This window comes from Ruegeria sp. HKCCA6707 (assembly GCF_013033515.1).
Lineage (GTDB): Bacteria > Pseudomonadota > Alphaproteobacteria > Rhodobacterales > Rhodobacteraceae > Ruegeria.
Genome location: NZ_WQEG01000001.1, coordinates 953,511 through 977,390 on the forward strand (window position 1 = coordinate 953,511; position 23,880 = coordinate 977,390).

Here is a 23,880-nt window from a genome sequence, read left to right on the forward strand (position 1 = left end):
GTATCATTCTGCCGCGATCTTCCGAGATTTAAGCGCTTGCGCCTGCGCCGATAGCTCGGCCATCAGTTGCGAGGCCCGCGCGATCGGGTTGGTCAGATAGAAATCCTTGATGGCATAGCGGAAGCTGGCTTTGCCCAATGTGCCGGCCTCAAGCGCTTGAACCTCGTTTTCGATAACCTCATCGATACGGGCCAGATGCGGCACGGCCTCGATCAGCGCGCTGCGCAGTTGGGCCAGAGAATCATAGGGCAGTGTCGCGCCCAGCTCGGCGGACAAAGCCCGCAGGATGGCCCAGTTTTCCTTTGCCTCGCCCGGTGCAAACCCGGCGCGCATGGCCAGTTGCGGACGGCCTTCGGTGTTTACGAACAACCCGTTTTCCTCGGTATAGGCCGCACCTGGCAGGATCACATCTGCGCGATGCGCGCCCCGGTCGCCGTGGCTGCCCTGATAGATGACAAAAGCGCCCTCGCCGATCTCGACCTCATCCGCCCCAAGATTATAGATCACATCCGCCGCGCTCACGGCGTCCATACCGTCTGCGTTGGTGGCATCCACATCCATGGCGCCAACACGACCAGCGGCAGTGTGCAGGACGATCAGACCGCTTTCCGTATTGGCAGCAATGGTTTGCGCTGCGGCAAGAACCGCCGCCCCGTCGGCCTCTTGCAGCGCGCTTTGGCCGATGATCACCAGCGACGGCTTGCCCTTGATCTCGTCATCACCGCCCATATCAACAATCTGTTGCAGCGCAGCGCGGTCGTCCCCCATGTGGTGATAGGCGTAGGTCAGATCGACGGCGGGCCCCACCAAGGCCACTTCAGCCCCATGCGCCCACGCCTTTCGGATCCGCGCGTTCAGCACCGGAGCCTCTTCGCGCGGGTTGGTTCCGATCAGTAGAATACGCTCGGCGCTGTCGATGTCCTCAATCGCTGCGGTCCCGGCATAGGCCGCACGGTTGCCCGCAGGCAGTTTGGCCCCATCGGTGCGGCACTCGACAACACCGCCCTGCCCCTCGATCATATGTTTAAGCGCAAAAGCGGCCTCGACCGGGGCCAGATCGCCTACGATACCCACCGGCTTTTCGGCCCCTTTCAGCGCCTCGGCGGCTTTGCCCAAGGCCTCTGCCCAGGACGCCGGGCGCAACTTGCCGTTTTCGCGCACATAGGGCTTGTCCAACCGCTGACGGCGAAGGCCATCCCAGACAAAGCGGGTCTTGTCGCTGATCCACTCTTCGTTCACACCATCATGGTTGCGCGGCAGAAAGCGCATCACCTCGCGCCCTTTGGTATCGACCCGGATGTTCGACCCCAATGCATCCATCACATCGATGCTCTCGGTCTTGGTCAGCTCCCACGGGCGAGCGGTAAAGGCATAGGGCTTCGAGGTCAGCGCACCCACCGGGCACAAATCAATGATGTTGCCTTGCAGGTTCGATTGCAGCGTCTGGTTAAGATACGAGGTGATCTCGGCATCTTCACCGCGCCCGGTCTGACCCATTTGGGTGATCCCTGCGACTTCGGTGGTGAAACGCACACAGCGGGTGCAACTGATGCAGCGGGTCATCGCGGTACCCACCAGTGGCCCCAGATCCAGATCATCCACCGCGCGCTTGGCTTCTTTGAAGCGCGACCCCGAGACGCCATAGGCCATCGCCTGATCTTGCAGATCGCACTCACCGCCCTGGTCGCAAATCGGACAATCCAGCGGATGGTTGATCAGTAGGAACTCCATCACCCCTTCTCGGGCCTTCTTGACCATAGGAGAGTTCGTCTTGACCACCGGCGGTTGTCCTTCCGGCCCCGGTCGCAAATCACGAACTTGCATCGCACAGGACGCCGCAGGTTTCGGCGGGCCACCCACGACTTCAACCAGACACATCCGGCAGTTGCCGGCGATCGAAAGACGTTCATGATAGCAGAAACGCGGCACTTCGATCCCGGCCTCTTCGCAGGCCTGGATCAAGGTCATCGCACCATCGACTTCGATTTCCTGCCCGTCGATATTGATCTTGCGGAGGTCAGACATGGCTTTCACTTCGCCTTCAAATACACGCCTATGGCGCTGTTTCTTTGGATTTCCTTCTGGCCCAAGGCGCAGAATGAATTCGGTTTTTCATAATTAACGCCGTTATCGGCAAGATAGGCTTCGCCCTTGGCGCGCATCCGATCCTTTTCGGCATCCGATTCAACATAGGACCGGATCTCGCTGTCCGTGTACCCAAGCTGGTTGGCTTTCGAGCGCAAACTCCACAACACACTGATTGCTTTCAAACGGCGACCACTGATTGTGGGACAGTACTCAGAAATCTCGTTTGCGACCGCGATATAGTACAGCTCGTTGTCTATTTCCGACACGTCGCGCAAGGGCGGTTTCGCATCAGCTGAGGCAGGAACGACCATCGCTGCCGACAAGGCAACTATTTTCAATACAGACATGACATATCCCTTCGTCTTGGAACCTCCAAGACGGGGCTGCTCGGCACTGCTATGCAATAGCAGCGGCTGGCCAGAGGCCGGATATGTCAATGAAACGCTCATGGTCGTTGGCAACGCCCCACGAAGGTCAGTTTGTCGTTTTCGACCTGAAGCTGCTCAGTGTCCGGCCCGACGCTCCAGTCGATGCGCGATGATCCGAAGTTGCGAATGCAGAACCGGATTCCTTCGTGTCTGCCCGCCTCTCGCGCACCATCAAAAGATTTCGAAACACCATTGACCGTTACGCTGAACGCTGCGGGCTCAGTCCGTTTGGCTGTTTGTTTAGCGCTGGCACGAAAGACATGACCATCGAAAGCAACGCGTTCGGCTGATGATTTGATCGTGTTGCCGCATCCGGCAATCATTGAAACGGCAACAAGCGCGGCAATCACAACCGCACGTCCAAACCGGCTGTGACCCTCGAAACAATTATGACGTTCCGATCGCACCATCAGAACGCCGCCACCAGCGCCATGATGCCAATCACGAACATGCACGCCCAGCCCAATACATAAAGAACCGAGCGCAAGCCGCTGTTTGGGCTTCCAATTCCGCGAATATGTACGATCAGCATCACCAGCCGCGCGACCAGCGCAACCGAGGCCAGCAGGTTCACCCAAAACGGGCTTGCCGCCAACAGGATCGCCGCAAAGGTGACCGCAGCAAAGGCCGGAAGCGTTTCGGTTCCGTTCAGATAGGCCCGGTTCAACCGATAGGCTTTGTCTGAATAATCCTGTTCGGGTGTGGCCCCCGGAGCCAGACCTTTGCTTTGCTTGGCCAGCGCCGTGAAGGGCGCCATGAACAAAACGATCAGGGTGAAGATCACCACCGAGGCAATCGCGTGTCCGTATTCTGCAAAGACATCCATCGTTTTACTCCGCTGCCATTGCGCCCATACGGCCCGATTTCTGAGCCTTGATCCGGTCTTCGATCTCTTCGCGGAAGTTGCGGATCAGGCCCTGGATCGGCCAGGCCGCCGCGTCGCCCAGGGCACAGATTGTGTGGCCTTCGACCTGCTTGGTCACGTCAAACAGCATGTCGATCTCTTCCAGCTCGGCCTCGCCACGCACCAGTCGGTCCATCACGCGCATCATCCAGCCGGTGCCCTCGCGACACGGAGTACACTGGCCGCAGCTTTCGTGCTTGTAGAACTTCGACAGCCGCCAGATCGCCTTGATGATATCGGTGGATTTGTCCATCACGATCACCGCCGCCGTCCCCAGACCCGAGCCCAGATCGTTGCGCAGATAGTCGAAATCCATGATCGCATCGCGCATGTTTTCACCGCGCACGCAAGGCACCGACGATCCCCCCGGGATCACAGCAAGCAGATTGTCCCAGCCGCCGCGAATGCCACCACAATGAGTCTCGATGAGCTCTTCAAAAGACAGTGACATCGCCTCTTCGACCACGCAGGGGTTGTTCACATGACCCGAGATCGCAAAGAGCTTGGTGCCTGCGTTGTTCTGACGACCAAAGCCTGCAAACCAATCCGCACCACGGCGCAGGATTGTGGGCACAACGGCGATGGATTCCACATTGTTCACAGTGGTCGGACACCCATAGAGCCCCGCACCCGCCGGGAACGGAGGCTTCATCCGCGGCATGCCCTTTTTGCCCTCAAGGCTTTCGATCAGCGCGGTTTCCTCACCGCAGATATAGGCACCAGCCCCGTGATGCAGGAACAGGTCGAAATCCCAGCCCGAACCGGCGGCGTTCTTGCCCAGAAGCCCTGCGTCATAGGCCTCGTCAATCGCGGCCTGCAACGCCTCACGCTCGCGGATATATTCGCCGCGCAGATAGATATAGCAGGTATGCGCATTCATCGCGAAAGAGGCGATCAGACAGCCCTCGATCAGCGTATGTGGATCGTGGCGCATGATCTCGCGGTCTTTGCAGGTGCCGGGCTCGGATTCGTCGGCGTTCACCACCAAATAGGATGGGCGGCCATCGCTTTCCTTGGGCATGAACGACCATTTAAGGCCGGTCGGGAAACCCGCGCCTCCGCGACCACGCAGGCCCGAATCCTTCATCGTCTGAATGATCCAGTCGCGGCCCTTTTCGATCAGGCCAGCAGTGCCGTCCCAATGCCCCCGGGCCTGCGCGCCGCGCAGAGTACGCTCGTGCATCCCGTAGATGTTGGTAAAGATCCGGTCCTGATCCTTCAGCATCGCGTGTTACCTTCAGCTGTCCTGACGCATGCGCCAGAGTTGAAAAATGTTGACGCCCGCATAAATGAACCCCGCCAGCGCGGCGAAATCAAAAAGCAGTGCATAGCGGCCCGGCAGACCCAACTGCGGACCAATAAAGGACATGGCAAGCCAAAGCAGCATCGTCACCGCGATGACGATACCGATATGGCGACCCTTGCGGGCTATGGCCTGTTCCTTGTCCTTATCCATCTCATCCCGACGCCCCGGATGGGCATCCTGTCTTAGTCTTCGTAAGTGCCGTCTTTCTTGGCACGTTTGGCAAATTCGGTCTCTTCCCCAGCGGCCAGTTTCGCCGCCTGTTCGATCCAGCCGTCACGCTCGATGCGGCCCTTGAACTTGAGGCGGCTGTCGACCCAGGCCACCTGTTCCGGTGTCCAGGCAGCAATCTGGTCAAAGTGGTAAAAGCCCAAAGCGTTCAGCGTCTGTTCAAGCTTTGGCCCGACGCCTTTCAACATCTTGAGGTCATCTGCCTTGCCATCCCGCGCTGCGGTCAATGTCTCGGGCTGCGCCTCTTTCGCCTCTTGCGCCTGTTTCACCGCAGGTTTTGCGGGTGCAGGCGCTTTGGGTGGTTTCGGTGCCGATTTGGTCGCGGCTGCCTTGCCATCCTTGCCCAGCCACGGGGTCAGGATCGGCACCTCTGTCCCGTCGATGCGCTTGACCGTGTCACCCAGATCGGTCGCCAGCGCGACACTGGCATTGTATTGCGGCTTGCCCGCCTCATGGTCGGTCAGGCTGGTCAGCCCGCTTTTCGGCTCTGCCGCATAGCGCCCGTTCTGAGGGCCTGGGGTCGGAACCTGACCAGCGGCCAGAGCGTCAATGATCTTGCCAAAACTCTCAGCGGTCAGATCTTCGTAATAATCCTTGCCGATCTGCGCCATCGGTGCGTTGGCGCATGATCCCAGGCACTCGACCTCTTCCCAGCTTAGCTTGCCATCGGCAGACAGCACATGCGGCTTGGCGGCGATCTTGTCCTTGCAGACCGCAATCAGGTCCTCGGCCCCGCAGATCATGCAGGAGGTCGTTCCACAGACCTGTATATGCGCCACTGAACCCACCGGTTGCAGTTGGAACATGAAATAAAACGAGGCCACCTCAAGCACGCGGATATAGGCCATGCCCAGCATGTCAGCGACGGATTCAATTGCCGGACGGGTCAGCCACCCTTCCTGTTCCTGCGCGCGCCACAGCAGAGGGATCACCGCGCTGGCCTGACGGCCTTCGGGATATTTGGTAATCTGCGCTTCGGCCCATTGCTGGTTGGCAGCAGTGAAGGCGAAGGTATCGGGTTGTTCGGGGTGAAGACGGCGGAGCATTAGTTCTCTTTCGAGCTTGTCGGTGACCATTTACCAGCTTGGTCACGTTTGGCTGCATGGTTCTGTTCTAGCACCAGAATCGCAAGAGCAAAGTCGGAGGAAGAAAGGTCGAAGTTCCCTCCAATTTCTTCGAACAATTCCTGAGTCGTGAAACGGCCCGGATGCTTTAGAATTTCGGCAAACGCATCACGCGCGGCCCGGTTTCCTCTTATGTTATCTGCAACTGCCCCAACAGTTATATCTCTGGGGATTTGAACGATACCGTAGTGGTCAGGAAACACTTGTCCTATGGTCCCATCAGCAACCATTTCCATCAGAACGCTTCGAACAGAAGGTAAACTCAATTCGTTTTTCTTAATTTCGATGTTTTGATCGAAAGAACTTGCCCGCAGCTGTTCTGTGACTTGGCTAGTTGAGAGGAATTGTTCAGACGTCATCAGCACTTGGTGGATGGCAAGCTTACGCCAGTGATCAGTTTTCTGAGCACGCGAAAGCTCCTTCGCTCGTTGACGAGACACGACAAACTCCTTTGCCGACCAAATTGCACCGATCAACGCAGCCACAGTTAGTACATCCTTCCCAAGCTCAATAAACTCACTCCAATTCAGCGATCAATCTCCCCGAACACAACGTCCATCGTCCCGATGATCGCCGCGACATCGGCCAATTGGTGGCCCTTGGCGACGTAATCCATGGCTTGCAGGTGAAGGAAGCCCGGCGCGCGGAGTTTGGCGCGGTAGGGTTTGTTGGTGCCATCGGCGACCAGATAGACGCCGAATTCGCCTTTGGGGGCTTCGACGGCGGCATAGACCTCGCCTGCGGGCACGTGGAAGCCTTCGGTATAGAGCTTGAAGTGATGGATCAGGCTCTCCATCGAGGTCTTCATGTCCGAGCGTTTCGGCGGGGTGATCTTGCCGCGTGCCAGCACGTCTCCGGGGCAGTCGCGGATTTTGGCGATGGCCTGACGGATGATCAGCAGCGACTGGCGCATTTCTTCCATCCGCACCAGATAGCGGTCATAGCAGTCGCCGTTTTTGCCGACGGGGATCTGGAACTCGAACTCGTCATAGCATTCATAGGGCTGCGCGCGGCGCAGATCCCACGCCAGACCCGAGCCACGGACCATCACGCCCGAAAACCCGTATTTCTGGATGTCATCCTCGGTCACCACGCCGATATCGGCGTTGCGCTGTTTGAAGATGCGGTTTTCGGTCAGCAGCCCGTCAATATCATCCAGCACAGACGGGAACTCATGGCTCCAGGCCTCGATATCATCCAGCAGTTCGGGCGGCAGGTCCTGATGGACACCACCGGGGCGGAAATAGGCGGCATGCAGGCGAGCCCCGCAGGCACGCTCGTAGAACACCATCAGTTTTTCGCGCTCTTCGAATCCCCAAAGAGGCGGTGTCAAAGCACCCACATCCATCGCCTGCGTGGTCACGTTCAGCAGGTGGTTCAGGATGCGCCCGATCTCGGAGTAGAGCACACGGATCAACGACCCTCGGCGCGGCACTTCCACACCGGTCAGCTTTTCGATGGCCAGACACCAGGCATGTTCCTGATTCATCGGCGCGACGTAATCCAACCGGTCGAAATAGGGCAGGTTTTGCAGGTACGTCCGGCTTTCCATCAGCTTTTCGGTGCCCCGGTGCAGCAAGCCGATATGCGGATCGCAGCGCTCGACGATCTCACCGTCCAGTTCAAGCACCAAACGCAGAACACCATGCGCCGCAGGGTGTTGCGGGCCGAAGTTGATGTTGAAGTTGCGGATCTTCTGCTCGCCGCTCAGCGCGTCGGTGCTGCCGTCATCATATCTTGAGCCGTCCATCAACGCCCCCGTTTCTTCTTTTTCGCCTCAGTCCGAACCTGGACCTTTTCAGCGTCTTGTGCCTTGGCTGCCGCCCCGGCAAGCAGAACACCCAATGCGCCCAGTATGATCAGTTCCCCCAACATCTCAGCGACGCTCCAATTCCTGCAGTTTCAGACCAACCCACCACAGCAGCGCGATGGTGCCAAACGGGATAAGGCAGAGCAGAGACCAATATTTGTTGATCCCGAAAAAGGGCAGGATCTTCAACATCGGAATGATGGTCAGCGCTGAAAGGATCAGCCACCAGATACTGCCCATTACTCTGCCTCCTGTTTCTCATCCCCCGGCAGAATGTAATTCGCGCCTTCCCAAGGGGACATGAAATCAAACTGACGGTATTCCTGCACCAGCGACACAGGCTCGTAGACCACGCGCTTTTGCGCCTCGTCATAGCGGACTTCGGTATAGCCGGTGGTCGGGAAATCCTTGCGCAGCGGATAGCCGCGGAACCCGTAATCGGTCAGGATCCGACGCAGGTCCGGGTGGCCCGAGAACAGGATGCCGAACATGTCAAACACCTCACGCTCAAACCAGTTGGCCGAGGGGTGAACATCCACGATCGAGGGTACCATATCCTCTTCGCGCACCGAAACCCGCAAGCGGATTCGCTGGTTCTGGTACATCGACAGGAAGTGGTAAACCACATCGAACCGTTTGGCCCGTTCGGGGTAATCAACGCCGGTGATGTCCACCAAGGTCGAGAATTTGCAAGCCTGATCGGATTTCAGGAATTCGACGAATTCCACCAGGTTCGACGGGGCCACATCCACGTTCAGTTCGCCATGGGTCACGTCCCAGGACAGAACGCAATCGGTCCGCTTCAGCTCAAGCTGCGCGCCGAGTTCTTTGAGTGCTTCACTCATTGCGTCCCTCCTGAAGAACTTCGTCATAAAACGTCGCCTCGGCATCGTATGACTTGAAAAACTTCGCCATAAAGTCAGGCATGACCGTCTTTTCGGCGTTTTGGCCAGCGTAAGCCACGATAGCCGCCATATCGCGCCATTTTGTCAGCACGACAACGTGACACGGATCCTGCTCCCGTCTGACCAAGAACGAAACCGACAAGAACCCGTCCAACGCGCGCATTGCAGGCAAAGCTCGGGCACGGAATGTTTCGACCCAGCCCGGAACATCGTCCCGAGCAACAACGGCTTCCCAGCGCCTGACGACAGCAGCACTCATCTGACAATCGTCCCGGTTCGGCGGATTTTGCGCTGCAACTGCATCAGACCATAAAGCAGCGCCTCAGCCGTGGGGGGGCAGCCGGGGACATAGATGTCCACGGGCACAACGCGGTCGCAGCCACGCACGACCGAGTAGGAATAGTGGTAATACCCGCCCCCATTGGCGCAGGACCCCATCGAGATCACATAGCGCGGCTCGGGCATCTGGTCATAGACCTTGCGCAGCGCAGGCGCCATCTTGTTGGTCAACGTTCCGGCCACGATCATCACGTCCGACTGACGTGGCGACGCACGCGGCGCGATGCCAAACCGTTCGGCGTCATAGCGCGGCATCGAGGTGTGCATCATCTCAACCGCGCAACACGCCAGACCAAAGGTCATCCAGTGCAGCGACCCGGTGCGGGCCCAATTGATGATGTCCTCGGTTGAGGTCAACAGAAACCCTTTGTCCTGCAACTCGGCGTTCAGGGCCTGGGTGGCGACTTCCTTGTCGACGCCAGCGGTGTTTGCACCCGTCATCACTCCCATTCCAGGGCCCCCTTCTTCCATTCATAGGCAAAGCCAATGGTCAGAACACCCAGGAACACCATCATCGACCAGAAGCCGACATCGCTGATGTCGCGGAAGCCAACGGCCCAGGGGAACAGGAAGGCGATTTCCAGATCAAAGATGATGAAGAGAATCGACACCAGATAAAATCGGACGTCGAATTTCATCCGCGCATCGTCGAACGCGTTGAAACCACATTCATATGCGCTGACCTTTTCGGGGTCGGGATTGCGGACAGCCAGCACCACAGCGGCAAGAATCAGGACGATTCCAAGACCAATGGCCACGGCCAGAAACACCAGAATCGGGAGGTACTCCCGCAGCAGGTCTTCCACGTATAGCTCCTTTCCTGCGCTTGTCCCGAAAGGGCGCGCCGTCAATTGGCGATTTGACAGGACATTCTCTATCCCTGTGGGGTCAGAGGGTCAACTCAACACAACCCCGCAACGCGGGATTGTTACAGATGTTAAGCTGAGGCCGTTTGCAGCGCTGGAAATTCAGACTTGATCAACCGGTGTTACGTCCAGCCAGGTTTTCTTTTGTCGAAAAAAGCAGCGATTCCTTCCTGCGCCTCTTCGGTTTCCCATCGGGACACAAGCTGTTGAATGGTGTGGTCAATCACCGCATCATCAATGGTCGGGCCAAGCGACCGGACCAAGGCCTTGGCCGAGGCCACCGCACCCGGTGCGCAGGACAGATAGGGCTGAACCTCGGCCTCAATGGCCTCGGCCAACGCCTCTGCCGATACGGCGCGTGCCAACAAGCCCAGTTCCACCGCTTCTGCCGCATCAAACAAACGGGCCGACATGAAAACGCGGCGCGCCCGTGCTTCGCCTATACGTGCGATCACATAGGGGCCAATCGTGGCCGGGATCAGGCCCAGGCGCGTCTCGGTCAATCCCATCCTCAGGCTATCCACCCCAATGGCCACGTCGCAGACCGAAGCCATCCCAACCCCACCACCAAAAGCATTGCCCTGCACCGCTCCGATCAGAGGCTTGGGTAGAATGTTCAGCGCATTCAGCATCTCGGCCAGCTTGCGGGCTTCGACAAACCGGGTCCGGGCATCGGCCGCCATCTGTGCCTGCATCCAGCTTAGATCACCACCAGCGCAAAAGCTCTTGCCCTGCGCGGCCAGAACCACAACGCGCACGGTATCATCGCGGGCCAGCCGATTGGCGGCTTCAATCAATTCCGCGATCATCTGCGCCGACAGCGCGTTGTGCTTTTCCGGGCGCGCCAGGGTCAATGTGGCAACACCACGGGTATCGACAGACAATTCAAGGGTTTCCAAAACTTTTCTCCGCTTCCAGGTCCTGATCGACCGCCGCACGGATCAGCGCGACGGTTTGCGCGACAGACAACCGCGCCGTGTCGATATGGAGTGATGCATTTGGCAAGGGGTCATATTCGCGTTTCAAAACGTCAGACCATGTGGGCCCTACCCAGCCTTCAAGATCCACGCGCCGCTCTTCCAACCGTGACCGATGTGTCTGCGGGTCGGAACAGGTGAATTCAATATCCAAAAACCGCGCTCCTGTCTGCGTTGCCACGTCGCGCCAAGCCCCACGCGTCAGCGCAATGGGGTTCACACAATCAGCAATCACATCATAGCCCTGTTGCAGCGCCCCCGCCGCAATGGCTTGTGCCGCCGCATATCCCCCATCAGCAAGATCCGAGACCTGCATGTGCGATGATCTCATGGCAGCTTCGATCTGATCTATCCACAACCACAACGCCCCGGTTTCTTGCGCCAGACTTCGAGCAATCGTGGTCTTTCCCACCCCGGGCAAGCCTGTGAAACTTATCAGAACAGGCATCAACCGCCTCGCATCGCCCGCGCCATTTCGGCAGCCTGTTCCAGAACCGAAGCATTCAACCCGGTCTCGTACCCCAACCGGTCCAGATGCGCGGCAACCGCTTCGGTCGCGACGTTCCCTGCCGCGCCGGGCGCGTAAGGACAGCCGCCCAATCCGCCCACCGCCGCATCAAACACACGCACGCCCAGCGCCAGAGAGGCATCGATATTGTCGATGGCCCGCCCGTTCGTGTCATGGAAATGCCCCGCAAGCCGCGTCACTGGCACCCTTTCCCGCACTGCCAGCAACATATGCGCGATGGTATCCGGCGTCCCTTTTCCAATCGTATCGCCTAGCGAAATCTCATAGCACCCATGCGCGAATAAGGTATCTGCCACCTCGGCCACCTTCTCGGGTGGGGTCGGCCCGTCATAGGGGCAATCCGTCACGCAAGACACATAGCCGCGAACCGGCAGATCAATATGCCGCGCGGCCTCAAGGATCGGCACGAACCGCTCGATGGATTCGGCAATAGTTGCGTTGATATTGGCTTTCGAAAACCCCTCGGAGGCCGAAGCAAACACCGCAATCTCATCAGCTTGTGCGGCCAAAGCGTCTTCGTATCCGCGCATATTCGGTGTCAACGCAGCATAGCGCACGCCATCCGCGCGTTTGACCCCGGCCAAAACCTCGGCGCTGCCCGCCATCTGAGGCACCCATTTCGGAGAGACAAAGCTGGCGACCTCAATCCGGTTGAACCCCGCTTGGCTCAGGCAATCCACCAGTGCGATCTTCTCGGCAACCGGAATATCGCGCTTTTCGTTTTGAAGCCCATCCCGCGGCCCGACTTCAAAGATTTCGACGCGTTCACTCATGGCTTCACCTTCCCTGCTTCTTCTCGTTCCAAATACGGATGGCGCGACAGTGACACGCCAAGCGCGTTTCGAACAGCTTATGCATCATCCAACCGAACCAGCGCCGCACCTGCCTCGACCTGAGCACCTGCATCCGCCAGCACCTCGGCCACCACACCATCGCGGGCAGCCAGCAGGGAATGCTCCATCTTCATGGCTTCTAGAATGGCCAAACGGTCGCCTTCCTTCACTGCCTGCCCCGCCGTGGCAAAGACGGCTTTGACCAGACCGGGCATCGGCGCTTCGATCACATTGGTATCGCCTGCTGCGCTGGCATCGCGATCCAGAGGGTCGACCATCTCGAACACCTGACCATAATCGTCGAACACGGTAATCCTGGATCCCGCCACCGCGACATTAGGCATAAGCTGTTCATTTATGACCCATCCCTCGCCTTGGCGCAGCACGTCAAGCCGGTCACTGCCGATGGTCCAAACCTGCCGATCAGGGCCTTCGACCTGAACGTCCAGATCGATGATCTCACCTTCACGTATCAATTGCACCGCCCGATGCAGAGAGCCCCACAAAGTGATCCCGGTCTCAGGGCCGGTTTCCGTCAGACCAAGCGCCGTCATGGCTGCAGCAACCGAAGAAGCCTTGCTGGCCGGGGTCTCTTGCACCAGATCATCCAGGTCACGCCCAATCAGGCCCGTATCCACATCGCCCGCCGCAAACCCGTTATGCCGAGTCAGCGCCCCCAGAAAGGCAAGGTTGGTCACGGTTCCGGCAACCTCTGTCCGGCGCAGCGCCCGGTGCAGGCTTTCCAACGCAACCGCGCGCGTCGGGCCATGCACCACAACCTTGGCAATCATCGGATCATACCAGGGGCTGATCGTGTCACCCGAGCGCACACCGCTATCGGCGCGGCATTCCGGTGGAAAACGCAAATGGGTCAGTGTACCGGTCGCGGGCAGAAAGCCCTTGGGTACGTCCTCGGCATACAGCCGTGCCTCGAAGGCATGACCGTTGATTTCAAGTTCGCTTTGCTGCTTGGGCAGGCTTTCTCCGGCCGCCACGCGCAATTGCCACTCGACCAAATCGACGCCGGTGATCGCCTCGGTCACCGGATGTTCGACCTGCAATCGCGTGTTCATCTCCATGAACCAGAACCGATCCGGACGCAGCCCGTCCGAGGCATCAACGACGAACTCAACCGTGCCTGCACCCTTATACCCAATAGCCTCAGCCGCGCGCACACCCGCCTGCCCCATGGCCGCGCGCATCTCATCGGTCATGCCGGGCGCCGGAGCCTCTTCGATCACCTTCTGATGTCGCCGCTGCAACGAACAATCGCGTTCGAACAAATGCACGGCATGGGTGCCATCACCAAAGATCTGCACCTCGATATGGCGCGGCTTCGTGACGAATTTCTCGACCAACACCGCATCGTTGCCGAAGGCCGTCTTGGCCTCGCCCCGCGCGCTGTCCAGAGCAGCCGAAAAATCCTCGGGCCGCTCAACCAGCCGCATCCCCTTGCCGCCACCGCCCGCAACCGCCTTGATCAGAACAGGGTAACCAATCGACGCGGCCTCACCCGCCAAATGCGCGGCATCCTGGTTATCTCCATGATAGCCGGGCACCACCGGCACACCCGCCTCTTCCATCAACGCCTTGGCCGCATCCTTGAGCCCCATCTGCCGGATCGCCTGAGCCGAAGGTCCAATGAATGTCAGCCCTGCGGCCTCAACAGCCTCAACGAAATCGGGGTTCTCAGACAGGAACCCATAGCCCGGATGAATCCCCTGCGCGCCCGACTGCAGCGCGACTTGAATGATCACATCACCCTTAAGATAACTCTCAGCCGGAGCCGCCCCTCCGATATGCACTGCCTCATCAGCCATCTGCACATGTTTGGCTTGCGCATCCGCATCAGAATAAACGGCCACGCAAGCCAAGCCCATCTTCTGAGCCGTCTCCATAACCCGACACGCAATCTCGCCACGGTTGGCAATCAGGATTTTATTGAACATTATTTTTCCAATTCTTGATTGCGTTATTCAGATGTCGTTCAGTGCGCGCATCGAGCGCAACAAGGTTTACTTCAAGGTGGCTATCAGCGACCGCGTTCACTGCGGTCTCGGCTGCCTTGTCATGCGGAAACCCGTATGCACCTGTGGAGATTGCCGGAAAAGCAATCCTCTGACACTTATGGGCGCTCGCGAGCCTTAGACAATTGGCGTAGCAGCGAGCCAACAGATCAATTTCGCCTGATTCTCCGCCGCGCCAAATCGGACCTGCTGTATGGATGACGATGCGTGCCGGAAGATTGTAAGCTCCGGTTACCTTTGCCTCGCCAGTCTCGCATCCTCGGAGTTCACGGCACTCTTCAAGCAATTTCGGCACGGCTACGCGGTGAATGGCGCCATCCACACCTCCTCCACCCAACAAAGAACGGTTGGCAGCATTCACAATCGCGTCCACCCGCAATTGTGTGATGTCGGATTTGACAATCTGAAAACCCATGATCACATCCGGAACACGCCGAAACGTGTCTCCTCAATCGGGGCGTTGAGCGCGGCGCTCAGCGACAAGGCCAGCACGTCGCGGGATTTGCGGGGGTCGATGATGCCGTCATCCCAGAGCCGCGCCGAAGCGTAGAGCGGGTGGGATTGTTCCTCAAACATCTCAAGGGTGGGTTGTTTGAACGCGGCTTCTTCCTCAGCCGACCAGGTGCCGCCCTGCCGCTCGATGCCGTCGCGTTTCACAGTGGCCAGCACGCCTGCGGCCTGTTCACCGCCCATGACCGAGATCCGCGAATTCGGCCAGGTCCACAGAAAGCGCGGCTGATAGGCCCGCCCGGCCATGCCGTAATTCCCGGCCCCGAACGAACCGCCCACCAGCATGGTAATCTTTGGCACGGAGGTCGTCGCCACCGCCGTGACCATCTTGGCCCCATGCCGCGCGATGCCTTCGTTTTCATATTTGCGCCCGACCATGAACCCGGTGATATTTTGCAAAAACACCAGAGGAATACGGCGCTGTGAGCACAGTTCGACAAAATGCGCGCCCTTTTGCGCGGCCTCGGAAAACAGCACGCCATTATTGGCGATGATCCCCACCGGGCAGCCTTTGACATGGGCGAAACCGGTCACCAGCGTCTCACCGAACCGGGGCTTGAACTCGTCGAACCGAGAGCCATCGACCAGTCGCGCGATCACCTCGCGGATGTCATAGGGCGTGCGCAGATCGGCAGGGACAACACCTAGGATTTCGTCCGGGTCATAGGCCGGGTCCTCGGGGCTGGCCCAATTTACGGCCCGCGGTTTGCGCAGGTTCAGCGACCCGACCGCGCGCCGGGCCAAAGCCAGCGCATGGGCGTCGTCCTCGGCCAGGTAATCCGCCACGCCGGACAGGCGGGTATGGACATCGCCACCGCCCAGATCTTCGGCGCTGACCACCTCGCCCGTCGCGGCCTTTACCAAAGGCGGCCCGGCCAAAAAGATCGTGCCTTGGTCTTTGACAATAATCGTGACGTCCGACATCGCAGGTACATAGGCCCCGCCCGCCGTGCACGAGCCCATCACGACAGCGATCTGCGGGATGCCCTTCGCGCTCATGCGCGCCTGATTATAGAAGATACGGCCAAAATGGTCGCGATCGGGGAACACCTCATCCTGATTGGGCAGGTTCGCCCCGCCGCTATCGACCAGATAGATGCAGGGCAGACGGTTTTCCTCGGCGATCTCCTGCGCGCGGAGGTGTTTCTTGACCGTCATCGGATAATAGGTGCCGCCCTTCACGGTTGCGTCGTTGCAGACGACCATGACCTCATGTCCCTGAACGCGGCCAATCCCCGCGATCACCCCGGCACAAGGGGCCGCGCCCTCATACATCCCATGCGCCGCCGTCGCCCCGATTTCGAGGAACGGAGACCCCGGGTCCAACAGGTTCGCCACCCTGCGCCGAGGCAGCATTTTGCCGCGGGATTCGTGCCGCGCGCGGGATTTATCTCCACCGCCCATGCGGGCGATTTCGGCAGCGGCAGAGATTTGCGCCAGTGCTTCGAGATGGACTGTACGGTTTGCTTTGAAGCCCTCGGATGTGGGCATGGCTTTGGAATTCAGTCTACTCATTGTGTGCCTCCATAGCCGATGAGGTCCAACGCCCTTGTTGCCGTGACCCGCAACAGGCAATCTGCCCCATCCTCAAAATGCCCTGTTCCAGTTGTGAGATTCCCGCGCGAAACGCATTCGGCATCTCGGAAGATGATCCAAGCCCTTTGCGCATCCTTCAAAGCCTCGGCTGCGATGGGCAAAGTACCAGGCGCAGACAATTCGGCTCGCAACGAGTTATAGGCCGTGTTTAGAATGGCGTCCCAGCCTAGCATTTCAGCGTCTTTGCACTGTGAAACCGTTATGCTGTCATAAGCACCACTGGATTCGATACAGGCGTTTGAGAAAGTCCCAATACACTGAGCGCCAGCATGCCAATCGCTACCGGACCGGGTCACACAGTCCCAAATTTCACTCTCAGGTACTGGCTCGGGCATCCAATCCGCCATTGTTTGTACAGGAGTAAATACGCAAACCGAAACCAATAACATTTTCATAACAATTCTCCCGCCGCTCGTGCCTTCAACTCCTTGCGGATCACTTTCCCCGTCACCGTCATCGGCAGCGCATCCAAAAACGCCACTTCACGCGGATACGAGTAATGCGCCAGACGAGCCTTGACCCAGTCTTGCAACTCCGTGCCCGTCGCCGCTGCCCCCGGTTTCAACACCACATAGGCCTTCACGATTTCAGTGCGCAAAGGATCGGGCTTGCCGACCACGCCGACCGTGGCCACCGCCGGGTGGGTCAGCAGGCAATCCTCGATCTCAGCCGGGCCGATGCGGTATCCGGCCGAGGTGATCACGTCGTCATCCCGGCCCACAAAGCGCAGATAGTCGTCCTCCCAGATGCCCCGGTCCCCGGTGATCAGCCAATCGCCCCGGAACTTCTCAGCCGTCGCTTCGGGCCGGTTCCAATATTCCAGCAACATCGAGGCTGAGCCGCGTCTTACCGCTACGTCACCCTCTTGATCCGTCGGGTTGCCCGCCTCGTCGATCACGGCAACCTCATGCCCGGGCACCGGTTTGCCGATGCAGCCCGGGCGTACCGGGAAATCCTGCGCGCAGGACGAAACCACCATATTGCATTCGGTCTGCCCATAGAATTCGTTGATCACCAGGCCAAAGGCACGCTGCCCCCAGGCCAGCATCTCGGCCCCCAAAGGCTCACCGCCTGAAGCGACCGAACGCAGGCCGGGGATGCTCTGATCCGCCGCTTTGAGCATTCGCAACGCAGTCGGTGGAAAGAACACGTTGCGCACTCCGCCACGTGCGATCACATCGGCACAGGCTTCGGGCGTGAATTTCTCAAGCCGGGCCGCGACTACTGGAATCCCCAGCGCCAGCCCCGGCATCAGCACGTCGAACAACCCACCGATCCAAGCCCAGTCGGCAGGGGTCCATAGGCAATCCCCGTGGCGCAGGTGATTGTGGCTGATCGAGACGCCGGGCAGATGGCCGGTCAGCACCCGGTGCCCGTGCAGCGCGCCCTTGGGGCTGCCGGTGGTGCCTGAGGTATAGATCAGCACGGCGGGGTCTTCGGGTCCGGTCTCGGCAAAGGGCAGTGGGTCATCCGAGGGCGTGATCTGATCAACCAGAAGCGGCCGGGCGAGATCGCCCAGCAGTTCAGCGCCCTCTGCGTCCGTCACCACGATACGCGCCCCGGCATCGCCCACGCGAGAGGCCAGCGCGTCACGTTTGAACAGCTTGAACAGCGGCACAGAGATCGCACCCAGCTTCCAGATCGCCAGATGCGCCGCGGCGCACCACGGTGACTGGCTCAGCAGCACGCCGACGCGATCCCCCGGCTGCACTTGCGTGCGCAGAGCATGGGCGATTCCGTCTGCCATCTGCCCCAACTGATCGTAAGTGACCTCAGTGCGCCCCTCGCTCAAATCGACAATGGCGACGCGGTCCCCAGGCTGTGACAAGCATTGCCGCGCCATGTTCAGCCGGTCAGGAATCGCCCAGCTGCCATCAGCGTGCAAACCCGGTATGCGCTCAGAGGAAAGCACTGGTTTTTCCATTTATTTTCTGTCTGTTAAAGACATCAATCCGCTGACATCGAAATGCAGGAATTTGATGCAGATCAGGGCCCTGCACCCGGTCTTGGTGCAAAATCGTGCCATCACACTGTTCAAAGGCAAAATCATGACCAAGACACTTGCTGCATTGACCCTGAGCACCGCACTCATCGCCCTCGCAGCCCCCGTTTCGGCGCAATCCCAGGGCGATTGGACTTTCGGGATCGGGGCCGGGTATCTCGACCCGAAATCCGACAATGGAACTTTGGCCGGGCTCGACGCGGAAGTCGACTCGGACACCAGCGTCATCTTTACCGCTGAATACTTCTTTCGCGACAACCTCGGTATCGAGCTGCTGGCTGCAACACCGTTCAGCCATGACGTCACACTGGGTGGCAGCATCGATGCTGGCAGTACCAAACACCTGCCCCCCACCCTGTCGCTGAACTACCACTTCCCGACCAATTCGGTATGGAAACCCTATGTCGGCGCTGGCATCAACTACACCATTTTCTTTGACGAAAGCTCGGCCTTGGGTGATCTGGAACTGGACGATTCCGTTGGCATCGCCGTACAAGCTGGCCTTGACTACATGGTCAGTGAAAACGGAGCAGTGCGTCTGAACCTGCGCTGGTTCGATATCGACACGGACGTTTCGCTGAACGGTACCGACATCGGCACCGCTGATATCGACCCTTGGCTGGTCGGCATATCCTACGTCCATCGCTTCTGATCCTTTCCTGAAGAGCCTCGCCACCTTGTGGCGGGGCTGCTTAATCAGAGCATTTCGTTCATCATTTCCCGCCCGATCAGCATCCGGCGAATTTCGCTGGTGCCCGCGCCGATCTCCATCAGCTTGGCGTCGCGGAAAATGCGGCTGACCGGCGCGTCAGACAGGAACCCGGCCCCGCCCATCGCCTGCACCGCCTGATGCGCCTGGGTCATCGCAGCTTCGGACGCATAGAGGCAACATGCCGCCGCATCCTGTCGCGTGACGTCGCCCCTGTCGCAGGCCTTGGCGACCTCATAGACATAGGCACGCGCCGAGTTCATCGCCGTGTACATATCGGCAATCTTGCCCTGCATCAGTTGGAAGCTGCCAATCGGCTTACCGAACTGCTTGCGCTCGGCCAGATAAGGCATGATCTCATCCAGGCAGGCAGCCATGATGCCCGTGCCGATCCCGGCCAGTACCACGCGTTCATAATCCAAACCCGACATCAGGACGGCGACGCCTTTGCCTTCTTCGCCCAGAACGTTTTCGAACGGCACTTCGACATCTTCAAAGATCAGCTCTGCCGTGTTCGACCCCCGCATCCCCAGTTTGTCGAAATGGGGTGAGGTCGAGAACCCTTTCATCTCTTTTTCGATCAGAAAGGCCGTTATGCCTTTTGAGCCCGCCTCTGGGTCGGTCTTGGCATAGACCACCAAAGTATCCGCGTCCGGGCCGTTGGTGATCCAATATTTATTGCCGTTCAGGCGATAGTGGTCGTTGCGCTTTTCAGCCCGCAATTTCATCGACACCACATCAGATCCCGCCGAAGGCTCTGACATTGCAAGCGCGCCCACATGGTCGCCGGAAATCAGCCGTGGCAAGTATTTCTGTTTTTGCGCCTCTGAGCCGTTGAGTTTGATCTGGTTCACACAGAGGTTCGAATGTGCCCCGTAAGAAAGCGATACCGAGGCCGAGGCCCGCGCCACTTCCTCGACCGCAATGGTATGCGCCAGATAGGACATCCCTGCCCCGCCATACTCCTCGGGGACGGTAACCCCCAGCAGGCCAAGCTCTCCCATCTCTTTCCAAAGCGCGTTGGGAAAAGCATTGCTGGCGTCAATCTCAGCCGCCATCGGCTTGACCCGCTCCTGAGCCCAACGGTGCACCATTTCGCGCAGCGCATTCACATCCTCGCCCAGATCGAATTGCATTGTGGCCATAAACATGCGGGGCTCCCTTCCCTGCGTTAATGAACAAGTGTTCAATAATCAGATATCAACGAAAGCTGAGTCGGTCAACAACAGCGTAACCCAATAGAAAAAGCCGCCCTGAAACGGGCGGCTTTTGCTTATCTGTGTGCGTCGAAGACGCACGCTATTGGATCAGGATTGAAAGACGGCGCTGACCTCGGCCCTGATGATCCGCGCGATCAACCGGCAATCTTCCAAAGTGAAGGTCAACGGCACCCGCATGTCTACGATCCCCGCCAAAATCCTGTCGCTTTTCGGCATCGCCTCACTCTCGGCATAGCGCCAACTGTCATAGCGAGATGTGAACCCGGTGGGTTCGGCCCCACCAAACCACTTCAGCTCGACCCCGCGTACAGCGCAGCGGCGCAGAACCTCGGCGATGCGATCCGCGGTCCAATCCAGCAGCAGAAACTGAAGCGAGGAGCCAACATAGGTTTCTTCGGCTGGCCGTTCGACAATGGTCAGCCCCGGGGTGTCGCGTAGGCCGGTTTCAATTGCAACGTAACGTTCGTTCCAGCGATCGACCTGTCTGTCCAGTTCGCGCAGTTGCGGGCGCAGAATGGCCGCGCGCAAATTGTCCATGCGACCGGAAATATTGGGCGTGGTGTATTTGATCCGCTCAAACACTTCGGGATCGGGGCCCGCAAGGTGACGCTCGAACAGCATGTAGGAGCCCGACAGCATTGTGGCCCGTGCCGCAATCTCTTCATCATCGGTGATCAGCAACCCGCCTTCACCGGAATTGACATGTTTGTAGGTCTGGCAGGAATAGCAGCCCACCGCCCCCTGTCGCCCGGATTTTTGCCCGCGCCAGGCGGCGCCCATTGTGTGGGCGCAATCCTCGATCACGGTGACACCGGCGGCGTCACAGAGCGCCATCAGGCGGTCCATATCACACAGATGTCCCCGCATATGGCTTAGCATCAGAACCTTCGCCTGATCCAGCTTGGCCTCCAGATCGTCCAGATCAATGGTCAGGCTTTCGGTCACGCCAACAAACACTGGCCGCGCTCCAACCGAGGCGATGGACCCGGGCACCGGGGCCAGTGTGAAGGCGTTGGTCAGCACCGTATCGCCGGGTTGCACGCCAACGGCCCGCAGCGCCGTGGCCAGAGCATAACCGCCGGACGAGACCGCAAGGCAGTACTTGGCCCCCATTTGCGCGGCAAATTCCTGCTCCAGCAAGGCGGTTTCACCCAACTCGTCCGGGGCCACATTATACCGATGCAGGCGCCCATGGCGCAGCACGGCCAGGGCGGCCTCAATCGCCTCTTCCGGGATGGGTTCCTGTTGGGTGAAATTGCCGGTGAATATCTCTGTCATGGCTTCTGTTTTGAGGTCATGCCTCACTTGGGTCAAGGGATCATGCCGCCGCGCCGATAAGGCTCTGTACGATTTCCGGCAGGTCGTCGAAATGATGCAGTAGTGCTTCGGGCTGCAATGCGGCCATATCATCACCAGACGGCCCAAAGGTCACCAGCACCGAGGGTACACCCGCCGCGCGCGCCGTGTTTCGATCCGTGTCGCTGTCGCCGATCAGCACGCAATGGTCTGGATGGCCACCAGCGCGCCGTGCGGCCTCACGCAGCGGTTCCGGGTCAGGCTTGCGCACGGGCAGCGTGTCAGCACCGACCAGCGACGCAAAGTGATCCCGTACACCCAACCGGGTCAGCAACAGATCCGCCAGACCTTCGGGCTTGTTGGTGCAGACGCCAACGCCATAGCCCGCGCCTTTGAGTGCCGCGACCGCGTCCAGCGCACCGGGGTAAAACGCGGTATGGGTGTCGATAGCTTGTTCATACGCGTCAAGCAAAACCGGATAATACTCGGCTACGGTTGCCTCATCGTAAGCCCCGACCCGTTCCAGCCCATGGGTCAGCATCCGCCGCCCGCCACGCAAGGCGATTCCCGCGTCCTGATCTGAAACCAGCACATCGCCATGCCCCATCAAACGGAAACAATGATTGGCTGCAGCCAGTAAATCGCCCGAAGTGTCGGCCAATGTCCCATCAAGATCGAAGATCACCGTTCGCATTCTGCCTCCGTTCTGGCAGGTTTTCGCCTGCCTGTGTTGCAATCGGCAATCTTCTTTGATGGCCGAACGGCTTGCGCCTTTGCACGCAGCGGATAAAACGGTCCGGTAAAAAACAAAAGAGAAATCGCGTTTATGAGTATTGCCCTAGTCATTCTGGCGGCCGGAAAAGGCACAAGAATGAATTCAGATCTTCCAAAGGTTCTGCACCCCATCGCCCAGACACCGATGCTGGTTCATGCTATGCGGGCTGGTGGTGCCTTGAACCCAGAGCACACGGTCATTGTAACCGGCCACGGTGCGGAACTGGTTGCCAAGGCAGCGCGTGCGGAAGACGAAACAGCGACGATTGTGGTTCAGGACGAACAGTTGGGCACCGCCCATGCGGTGGCTCAGGCGCGCGACGCGTTGCAGGGCTTTGAGGGCGATGTGATTGTTCTGTTTGGCGACACGCCTTTCATCAATCCTGAAACCCTGCAGCGGATGGTTGAGGCGCGGCAGTCCCATGATCTGGTCATGTTGGGCTTTGATATTGCCGAAATCCAGCCACGCTATGGTCGATTGATCATGGAGGGCAACCGGCTGGTTCAGATCGTCGAATACAAGGACGCTACCGAAGAGCAACGTGCAATCCGCTTTACCAATAGCGGCCTCATGGCCTGTGACACGAAACTGATGTTTGAGCTGATCAATCAGGTCAGCAACGAAAACGCCTCGGGCGAGTATTACCTGACCGAGCTGCCCGCGCTAGCCAATGCGCGCGGCCTGTCCTGCACGGCGATCAAATGTGATGAGGCCGAAACGCTGGGTGTGGACTCGCGCGTTGATCTGGCGGAAGCAGACGGAGTTTTCCAAACCCGCGCCCGCACTGAACTGATGCAGCTGGGCGTGACCCTGATGGCACCCGAGACGGTTTACCTGTCCGCCGATACGGTGATCGGGCGCGACACAGTAATCGAACCCAATGTGGTCTTTGGCCCCGGCGTCACCGTGGAAAGCGGCGCGACGATCCGGGCCTTTTCGCATCTGGAGGGTTGCCATGTCAGCCGTGGCGCCACAATCGGCCCATATGCGCGCCTGCGCCCCGGTGCAGAACTGGCCGAGAACACACGGGTCGGCAATTTTGTTGAGATCAAGAATGCCGAGATTGCCGAGGGCGCCAAGGTCAATCACCTCAGCTATATCGGCGATGCAACCGTCGGCGCGGGTAGTAATATTGGCGCGGGCACGATCACCTGTAACTACGACGGGGTAATGAAGCACAAGACAACCATTGGCGAAAACGTCTTTGTCGGCTCGAACACTATGCTGGTTGCCCCCGTTACTGTCGGCGATGGCGCAATGACCGCAACCGGCACCGTGGTCACCCGCGATGTGGAACCGGATGCGCTGGCTGTGGCGCGCGCGCGCCAAGAGAACAAACCGGGTTATGCGCGAAAACTGTTTGACATGTTAAAGGCGAAGAAAGCTCGCCGCGACAAAGGGTCTTGAA

The 23,880-nt window shown here is 59.0% G+C and carries 28 protein-coding genes; 2 read left to right on the plus strand and 26 right to left on the minus strand.

The features are described 5' to 3' along the window. Positions 1-3: 3 nt before the first annotated feature. The 23 genes from nuoG to GOW40_RS04775 form a co-directional block, all read right to left on the minus strand. Complete coding sequence (gene nuoG / locus GOW40_RS04670) at positions 4-2,025, minus strand: NADH-quinone oxidoreductase subunit NuoG (RefSeq protein ID WP_171128163.1); 2,022 nt, start codon at positions 2,023-2,025, stop codon at positions 4-6. A 5-nt stretch (positions 2,026-2,030) separates the two neighbouring features. Further along, positions 2,031-2,435: a DUF5333 domain-containing protein gene (locus tag GOW40_RS04675; protein ID WP_254444262.1), complete on the minus strand. Its 405-nt coding sequence runs from the start codon at positions 2,433-2,435 to the stop codon at positions 2,031-2,033. 98 nt (positions 2,436-2,533) lie between these two features. Further along, positions 2,534-2,866, minus strand: coding sequence for a hypothetical protein (locus GOW40_RS04680; protein ID WP_371731807.1), 333 nt, complete (start codon positions 2,864-2,866; stop codon positions 2,534-2,536). 59 nt (positions 2,867-2,925) lie between these two features. Beyond that, positions 2,926-3,342 (minus strand): MAPEG family protein, encoded by a 417-nt coding sequence (locus tag GOW40_RS04685; RefSeq protein ID WP_171128159.1) that lies wholly within the window; start codon positions 3,340-3,342, stop codon positions 2,926-2,928. A 4-nt stretch (positions 3,343-3,346) separates the two neighbouring features. Beyond that, positions 3,347-4,645, minus strand: a complete 1,299-nt coding sequence (nuoF, locus tag GOW40_RS04690) for an NADH-quinone oxidoreductase subunit NuoF (RefSeq protein WP_171128157.1) — start codon at positions 4,643-4,645, stop codon at positions 3,347-3,349. 12 nt (positions 4,646-4,657) lie between these two features. Further along, the gene (locus GOW40_RS04695) at positions 4,658-4,876 is read right to left on the minus strand and encodes a DUF5337 domain-containing protein (RefSeq protein ID WP_171096957.1); all 219 of its coding nucleotides are present in this window, start codon (positions 4,874-4,876) and stop codon (positions 4,658-4,660) included. Between the two features lie 32 nt (positions 4,877-4,908). Next, the gene (nuoE, locus tag GOW40_RS04700) at positions 4,909-6,000 is read right to left on the minus strand and encodes an NADH-quinone oxidoreductase subunit NuoE (protein WP_171128155.1); all 1,092 of its coding nucleotides are present in this window, start codon (positions 5,998-6,000) and stop codon (positions 4,909-4,911) included. Beyond that, the gene (locus GOW40_RS04705; protein ID WP_171128153.1) at positions 6,000-6,563 is read right to left on the minus strand and encodes a hypothetical protein; all 564 of its coding nucleotides are present in this window, start codon (positions 6,561-6,563) and stop codon (positions 6,000-6,002) included. The genes nuoE and GOW40_RS04705 overlap by 1 nt, the downstream gene beginning before the upstream one ends. A gap of 41 nt (positions 6,564-6,604) precedes the next feature. After that, positions 6,605-7,828, minus strand: a complete 1,224-nt coding sequence (locus tag GOW40_RS04710) for an NADH-quinone oxidoreductase subunit D (RefSeq protein WP_171128151.1) — start codon at positions 7,826-7,828, stop codon at positions 6,605-6,607. Beyond that, positions 7,828-7,953: a hypothetical protein gene (locus tag GOW40_RS22325; protein WP_256367826.1), complete on the minus strand. Its 126-nt coding sequence runs from the start codon at positions 7,951-7,953 to the stop codon at positions 7,828-7,830. Before GOW40_RS22325 ends, GOW40_RS04710 begins: the two co-directional genes overlap by 1 nt. A gap of 1 nt (position 7,954) precedes the next feature. Continuing rightward, the gene (locus tag GOW40_RS04715) at positions 7,955-8,128 is read right to left on the minus strand and encodes a hypothetical protein (RefSeq protein ID WP_171128149.1); all 174 of its coding nucleotides are present in this window, start codon (positions 8,126-8,128) and stop codon (positions 7,955-7,957) included. After that, complete coding sequence (locus GOW40_RS04720) at positions 8,128-8,733, minus strand: NADH-quinone oxidoreductase subunit C (protein WP_171128147.1); 606 nt, start codon at positions 8,731-8,733, stop codon at positions 8,128-8,130. Before GOW40_RS04720 ends, GOW40_RS04715 begins: the two co-directional genes overlap by 1 nt. Beyond that, on the minus strand, positions 8,726-9,052 hold the full coding sequence (locus GOW40_RS04725; RefSeq protein WP_171128145.1) for an antibiotic biosynthesis monooxygenase: 327 nt from the start codon (positions 9,050-9,052) through the stop codon (positions 8,726-8,728). The genes GOW40_RS04720 and GOW40_RS04725 overlap by 8 nt, the downstream gene beginning before the upstream one ends. Further along, the gene (locus tag GOW40_RS04730; protein ID WP_010442777.1) at positions 9,049-9,582 is read right to left on the minus strand and encodes an NADH-quinone oxidoreductase subunit B family protein; all 534 of its coding nucleotides are present in this window, start codon (positions 9,580-9,582) and stop codon (positions 9,049-9,051) included. The genes GOW40_RS04725 and GOW40_RS04730 overlap by 4 nt, the downstream gene beginning before the upstream one ends. Beyond that, a complete protein-coding gene (locus tag GOW40_RS04735; RefSeq protein WP_170768082.1) occupies positions 9,573-9,938 on the minus strand; it encodes an NADH-quinone oxidoreductase subunit A in 366 nt (121 codons plus the stop codon). Before GOW40_RS04735 ends, GOW40_RS04730 begins: the two co-directional genes overlap by 10 nt. A gap of 182 nt (positions 9,939-10,120) precedes the next feature. Next, entirely contained in the window at positions 10,121-10,897 is a 777-nt protein-coding gene (locus GOW40_RS04740; RefSeq protein ID WP_174840322.1) for a crotonase/enoyl-CoA hydratase family protein, read from the minus strand. Continuing rightward, complete coding sequence (locus tag GOW40_RS04745; RefSeq protein ID WP_171128142.1) at positions 10,884-11,423, minus strand: AAA family ATPase; 540 nt, start codon at positions 11,421-11,423, stop codon at positions 10,884-10,886. The genes GOW40_RS04740 and GOW40_RS04745 overlap by 14 nt, the downstream gene beginning before the upstream one ends. After that, complete coding sequence (locus GOW40_RS04750; protein WP_171128140.1) at positions 11,423-12,277, minus strand: hydroxymethylglutaryl-CoA lyase; 855 nt, start codon at positions 12,275-12,277, stop codon at positions 11,423-11,425. Before GOW40_RS04750 ends, GOW40_RS04745 begins: the two co-directional genes overlap by 1 nt. A gap of 77 nt (positions 12,278-12,354) precedes the next feature. Further along, the gene (locus GOW40_RS04755) at positions 12,355-14,286 is read right to left on the minus strand and encodes an acetyl/propionyl/methylcrotonyl-CoA carboxylase subunit alpha (RefSeq protein ID WP_171128138.1); all 1,932 of its coding nucleotides are present in this window, start codon (positions 14,284-14,286) and stop codon (positions 12,355-12,357) included. Beyond that, entirely contained in the window at positions 14,276-14,779 is a 504-nt protein-coding gene (locus GOW40_RS04760) for an O-acetyl-ADP-ribose deacetylase (RefSeq protein ID WP_171128135.1), read from the minus strand. Before GOW40_RS04760 ends, GOW40_RS04755 begins: the two co-directional genes overlap by 11 nt. A gap of 2 nt (positions 14,780-14,781) precedes the next feature. Then, positions 14,782-16,389: a carboxyl transferase domain-containing protein gene (locus tag GOW40_RS04765; RefSeq protein WP_171230883.1), complete on the minus strand. Its 1,608-nt coding sequence runs from the start codon at positions 16,387-16,389 to the stop codon at positions 14,782-14,784. Continuing rightward, positions 16,386-16,865 (minus strand): lysozyme inhibitor LprI family protein, encoded by a 480-nt coding sequence (locus GOW40_RS22330; protein WP_371731808.1) that lies wholly within the window; start codon positions 16,863-16,865, stop codon positions 16,386-16,388. Before GOW40_RS22330 ends, GOW40_RS04765 begins: the two co-directional genes overlap by 4 nt. Continuing rightward, positions 16,862-18,394, minus strand: coding sequence for an AMP-binding protein (locus GOW40_RS04775; RefSeq protein ID WP_171128130.1), 1,533 nt, complete (start codon positions 18,392-18,394; stop codon positions 16,862-16,864). The genes GOW40_RS22330 and GOW40_RS04775 overlap by 4 nt, the downstream gene beginning before the upstream one ends. Positions 18,395-18,518: 124 nt before the next feature. On the opposite strand from GOW40_RS04775, the gene GOW40_RS04780 reads away from it, so the two are divergent. Continuing rightward, the gene (locus GOW40_RS04780) at positions 18,519-19,124 is read left to right on the plus strand and encodes an OmpW family protein (RefSeq protein WP_171128128.1); all 606 of its coding nucleotides are present in this window, start codon (positions 18,519-18,521) and stop codon (positions 19,122-19,124) included. A 44-nt stretch (positions 19,125-19,168) separates the two neighbouring features. Here the strand turns inward: GOW40_RS04780 and GOW40_RS04785 are convergent, their stop codons facing one another. From GOW40_RS04785 to GOW40_RS04795, 3 genes are all read right to left on the minus strand, one after another. Then, positions 19,169-20,332, minus strand: coding sequence for an isovaleryl-CoA dehydrogenase (locus GOW40_RS04785; protein WP_171128127.1), 1,164 nt, complete (start codon positions 20,330-20,332; stop codon positions 19,169-19,171). Between the two features lie 156 nt (positions 20,333-20,488). Then, positions 20,489-21,679: a DegT/DnrJ/EryC1/StrS aminotransferase family protein gene (locus tag GOW40_RS04790; protein WP_171128125.1), complete on the minus strand. Its 1,191-nt coding sequence runs from the start codon at positions 21,677-21,679 to the stop codon at positions 20,489-20,491. Positions 21,680-21,719: 40 nt separating this feature from the next. After that, on the minus strand, positions 21,720-22,391 hold the full coding sequence (locus tag GOW40_RS04795; protein WP_171096927.1) for an HAD-IA family hydrolase: 672 nt from the start codon (positions 22,389-22,391) through the stop codon (positions 21,720-21,722). A gap of 132 nt (positions 22,392-22,523) precedes the next feature. On the opposite strand from GOW40_RS04795, the gene glmU reads away from it, so the two are divergent. Then, positions 22,524-23,879 carry a bifunctional UDP-N-acetylglucosamine diphosphorylase/glucosamine-1-phosphate N-acetyltransferase GlmU gene (gene glmU, locus GOW40_RS04800; RefSeq protein ID WP_171128123.1) on the plus strand — a complete coding sequence of 452 codons (1,356 nt, stop codon included), beginning with the start codon at positions 22,524-22,526 and terminating at the stop codon, positions 23,877-23,879. The last annotated feature ends 1 nt before the right edge of the window (position 23,880 follow it).

Excerpts from the sequence above, each read along its gene's own strand:
- nuoG (WP_171128163.1), bottom strand. The coding sequence starts at position 2,025 with ATGTCTGACCTCCGCAAGATCAATATCGACGGGCAGGAAATCGAAGTC.
- GOW40_RS04675 (WP_254444262.1), bottom strand. The coding sequence starts at position 2,435 with ATGTCTGTATTGAAAATAGTTGCCTTGTCGGCAGCGATGGTCGTTCCT.
- GOW40_RS04685 (WP_171128159.1), bottom strand. The coding sequence starts at position 3,342 with ATGGATGTCTTTGCAGAATACGGACACGCGATTGCCTCGGTGGTGATC.
- nuoF (WP_171128157.1), bottom strand. The coding sequence starts at position 4,645 with ATGCTGAAGGATCAGGACCGGATCTTTACCAACATCTACGGGATGCAC.
- GOW40_RS04695 (WP_171096957.1), bottom strand. The coding sequence starts at position 4,876 with ATGGATAAGGACAAGGAACAGGCCATAGCCCGCAAGGGTCGCCATATC.
- nuoE (WP_171128155.1), bottom strand. The coding sequence starts at position 6,000 with ATGCTCCGCCGTCTTCACCCCGAACAACCCGATACCTTCGCCTTCACT.
- GOW40_RS04710 (WP_171128151.1), bottom strand. The coding sequence starts at position 7,828 with ATGGACGGCTCAAGATATGATGACGGCAGCACCGACGCGCTGAGCGGC.
- GOW40_RS22325 (WP_256367826.1), bottom strand. The coding sequence starts at position 7,953 with ATGTTGGGGGAACTGATCATACTGGGCGCATTGGGTGTTCTGCTTGCC.
- GOW40_RS04715 (WP_171128149.1), bottom strand. The coding sequence starts at position 8,128 with ATGGGCAGTATCTGGTGGCTGATCCTTTCAGCGCTGACCATCATTCCG.
- GOW40_RS04720 (WP_171128147.1), bottom strand. The coding sequence starts at position 8,733 with ATGAGTGAAGCACTCAAAGAACTCGGCGCGCAGCTTGAGCTGAAGCGG.
- GOW40_RS04725 (WP_171128145.1), bottom strand. The coding sequence starts at position 9,052 with ATGAGTGCTGCTGTCGTCAGGCGCTGGGAAGCCGTTGTTGCTCGGGAC.
- GOW40_RS04730 (WP_010442777.1), bottom strand. The coding sequence starts at position 9,582 with ATGGGAGTGATGACGGGTGCAAACACCGCTGGCGTCGACAAGGAAGTC.
- GOW40_RS04745 (WP_171128142.1), bottom strand. The coding sequence starts at position 11,423 with ATGCCTGTTCTGATAAGTTTCACAGGCTTGCCCGGGGTGGGAAAGACC.
- GOW40_RS04750 (WP_171128140.1), bottom strand. The coding sequence starts at position 12,277 with ATGAGTGAACGCGTCGAAATCTTTGAAGTCGGGCCGCGGGATGGGCTT.
- GOW40_RS04755 (WP_171128138.1), bottom strand. The coding sequence starts at position 14,286 with ATGTTCAATAAAATCCTGATTGCCAACCGTGGCGAGATTGCGTGTCGG.
- GOW40_RS04760 (WP_171128135.1), bottom strand. The coding sequence starts at position 14,779 with ATGGGTTTTCAGATTGTCAAATCCGACATCACACAATTGCGGGTGGAC.
- GOW40_RS04765 (WP_171230883.1), bottom strand. The coding sequence starts at position 16,389 with ATGAGTAGACTGAATTCCAAAGCCATGCCCACATCCGAGGGCTTCAAA.
- GOW40_RS22330 (WP_371731808.1), bottom strand. The coding sequence starts at position 16,865 with ATGAAAATGTTATTGGTTTCGGTTTGCGTATTTACTCCTGTACAAACA.
- GOW40_RS04775 (WP_171128130.1), bottom strand. The coding sequence starts at position 18,394 with ATGGAAAAACCAGTGCTTTCCTCTGAGCGCATACCGGGTTTGCACGCT.
- GOW40_RS04780 (WP_171128128.1), top strand. The coding sequence starts at position 18,519 with ATGACCAAGACACTTGCTGCATTGACCCTGAGCACCGCACTCATCGCC.
- GOW40_RS04785 (WP_171128127.1), bottom strand. The coding sequence starts at position 20,332 with ATGTTTATGGCCACAATGCAATTCGATCTGGGCGAGGATGTGAATGCG.
- GOW40_RS04790 (WP_171128125.1), bottom strand. The coding sequence starts at position 21,679 with ATGACAGAGATATTCACCGGCAATTTCACCCAACAGGAACCCATCCCG.
- GOW40_RS04795 (WP_171096927.1), bottom strand. The coding sequence starts at position 22,391 with ATGCGAACGGTGATCTTCGATCTTGATGGGACATTGGCCGACACTTCG.
- glmU (WP_171128123.1), top strand. The coding sequence starts at position 22,524 with ATGAGTATTGCCCTAGTCATTCTGGCGGCCGGAAAAGGCACAAGAATG.